This window comes from Arhodomonas sp. KWT, from assembly GCF_010993615.1.
This window is the reverse complement of the sequence record NZ_WNXE01000274.1, coordinates 1-2,737: the sequence shown is the minus strand read 5'-3', so window position 1 is coordinate 2,737 and position 2,737 is coordinate 1. Positions and strand designations below refer to the sequence as shown.

Genomic DNA, 2,737 nt, shown 5'->3' with positions numbered 1-2,737 from the left:
ATGCACCAGCTGCGCCTCGACCCCGAGGCCTTCCGCAAGGAGCGCGACGTGGTGCTCGAGGAGCGGCGGCTGCGCATTGTCGACCAGCCCGTCGCCGCCTTCGGCGAGCGGTTCAATGCGGTGTCCTACCCGGTGAGTGCCTACCGCCAGCCGGTGATCGGCTGGTCCGAGGACCTGCACGGCCTCGATATCGACGACCTCCGGGACTGGTACCGGCGCTGGTACTCGCCGGCGAATGCGACCCTGGTGGTGGTCGGCGACGTCGAGCCGGAGGCGGTCTTCGCGCTGGCCCGCGAGTACTTCGGCCCCGTCCCCGGCGGCGAGGAGCCGCAGCCGCCGGTGGACCGGCACATGGACGCCCCGGGCGAGCGCCGGCTCACGGCCAGCGACGACCGCGTGCGGGTGCCGCACCTGTCCATGGCCTACGAGGTGCCGTCCGCGGCCACGGCGAAGGACATGGCGGACGTCTACGCCCTGGAGGTCCTCGCCGGGGTGCTCGACGGCGGTGACGGTGCCCGGCTGGCCCAGCGTCTCGTGCGGGATCAGTCCGTGGCCGCGGGAATCGGCGCCGGCTATTCGCCGGTGGCCCGGCTCGACACCCGCTTCAGCATCCAGGCGACCCCGACCCCCGATACCTCGCCGGAGGCCCTGGAGGCGGCGGTGCGCGAGCAGGTCGCGGCGCTGCGGCGCGAGCCGGTGGACGCACAGACCCTGGAGCGGGCGCAGAACCAGATCCTCGCCGACCATCTCTACGGGCTGGACTCCATGTTCTACCAGGCCATGCGTATCGGCCGGCTGGAGGTCACCGGCATCGGCTGGTCCTGGCTCAAGGGCTTCGAGGCGGGGATCCGCGGCGTCACCGCGGCGGACGTGCAGCGCGTGGCCCGAACCTATCTGACCGACGACCGTCTCGCCGTGGGCGTACTGCGCCCGGGCGGCGGTAATGGCGACACGGACGAGGAGGCCGAATGATGCGGCGGATCCTGCTGGCCCTGTGCCTGACCCTGGTGGCGAGCGCCCCGGCGTGGGCGGCCCCCGATATCCAGCGCTGGCGCACCGACGACGGCACCCGGGTGGTCTTCGCGCCCACCCACGAGCTGCCCATCGTGGATGTGCGCGTGCTCTTCGACGCCGGCTCCGCCCGCGACGGCGATCACGCCGGTCTCGCGCGGCTGACCGCCAACCTCCTGCTCGAGGGGGCGGACGGGCTGAACGCCGGCGAGATCGCGCGGCGCTTCGAGCAGCAGGGCGCCCGGGTGTCCACGGGCAGCGCCCGGGACTCGGCCTGGGTGTCGCTGCGCAGCCTTGCCCGCGGCGACAACCTGAATGCCGCCACGGATCTGCTCGCGCGGGTCCTGGCCGGGCCGGACTTCCCGCAGGGCGCCTTCGAGCGGGTGCGCGGGCAGATGCAGGTGGCCCTGCGTCACGGCCGTCAGGACCCGGGCACGGTCGCCGGGCGCGCGTTCATGAAGGCGCTGCTCGGTGAGCATCCCTACGCGAGCCCGCCGAGCGGTACCCGGGACGGACTGAAGGGCATCACCCGCCGGCAGGTCGAGGCCTTCCACCGGCGCTACTACGTCGCCGGCAATGCCACCGTCGCGATCGTCGGCGACATCGACGCGGCGCGCGCCCACGAGCTCGCCGCTCGCCTCACCGACGGCCTCGCCGACGGCGAGGCGGCCCCGGCGCTGCCGCCGGTGCCGCCGCTGAAGGCGTCCCGGACCGTGCGTATCCCCTTCGACACCAGCCAGACCCACGTGCTCATCGGCGAGACCACGCCGGTGGCCCGGGGCGACGAGCGCTGGCCGGCGCTGTATCTGGCCAACCATGTCCTCGGTGGCGGCGGGCTGGTGTCCGTGCTCGCCGAGCGCATGCGCGAGCAGCGGGGGCTGTCCTACAGCTCGTCGAGCTCGGTGACCGCGGCGGCGGCCGGAGGTTGGTTCCAGGTCGGCACCCAGGTGCGCAACGACCGCCTCGACGACGCCCTGTCGGTGCTGCGGGAGAGCATCGACGAGTTCCGGTCGAAGGGACCGGACGCCGATCGCCTGGCGCTCGCGCGCTCGAACATCACCGGCAGCTTCCCCCTGAGCCTGGACAGTAACCGGGACCTGGTGAGCTACCTCGGCATGATCGGCCTGTACGGGCTGCCCTCGGACTATCTCGCGCGCTTCCCGCAGCGTATCGACGCGCTCGGGCGCGAGCGGGTCGCCGAGGTGGTCTCCCAGGTGCTCTCGCCGGGGCACCGCGTGACGGTGCTGGTCGGCCCCGCCGGGGTGATCGGTGCCGACGGGGCGGCGGATACCGACGGGGAAGACGGTGGCGGCGCGTAACCGCCTGCGTATCGTCGCCGGCGAGTGGGGCGGGCGGCGGCTGCCGTTCCCGGATGCCCGGGACCTCCGTCCCACCGCCGAGCGCGTGCGCGAGACGCTGTTCAACTGGCTGCGCGCCGAGGTCGCCGGCGCACGATGCCTGGACCTGTTCGCCGGCAGCGGCGCCCTGGGCCTGGAGGCCGCCTCCCGCGGGGCGCGGGAGGTGGTCTGCGTGGAGCGCTCGCGGCGGGTCGCCGACGTCCTGCGGGAGAACGTCGAGCGGCTCGGCGGCGGCGGGTGCGTCAGCGTCACCGTGGCCGACGCGCGGCGCTATCTGCAGGGACCGGCGCTCCCCTTCGATCTCGTATTCCTTGATCCACCGTTCAGCTCGTCTATCATCGACCCCGTTTGTGCCGGGCTGGAGGCCG

At 73.5% G+C, this 2,737-nt stretch carries 3 protein-coding genes; all 3 read left to right on the top strand.

Annotated features, from left to right (window positions below; translation table 11 throughout):
- Window positions 1-972: pitrilysin family protein (locus G7A99_RS17765; RefSeq protein WP_163142677.1), on the top strand; the 972-nt coding region annotated here is incomplete at its 5' end.
- The gene (locus tag G7A99_RS17760) at window positions 969-2,330 is read left to right on the top strand and encodes a pitrilysin family protein (protein WP_163142674.1); all 1,362 of its coding nucleotides are present in this window, start codon (window positions 969-971) and stop codon (window positions 2,328-2,330) included. The genes G7A99_RS17765 and G7A99_RS17760, both read left to right, overlap by 4 nt.
- Window positions 2,317-2,737, top strand: a 421-nt coding sequence (rsmD, locus tag G7A99_RS17755) for a 16S rRNA (guanine(966)-N(2))-methyltransferase RsmD (RefSeq protein ID WP_163142671.1), incomplete at its 3' end; no start/stop codon positions are given. The genes G7A99_RS17760 and rsmD, both read left to right, overlap by 14 nt.

What these genes read in the sequence shown, in the direction of transcription:
- G7A99_RS17760 (WP_163142674.1), top strand. Translation starts at nt 969, where the DNA reads ATGATGCGGCGGATCCTGCTGGCCCTGTGCCTGACCCTGGTGGCGAGC.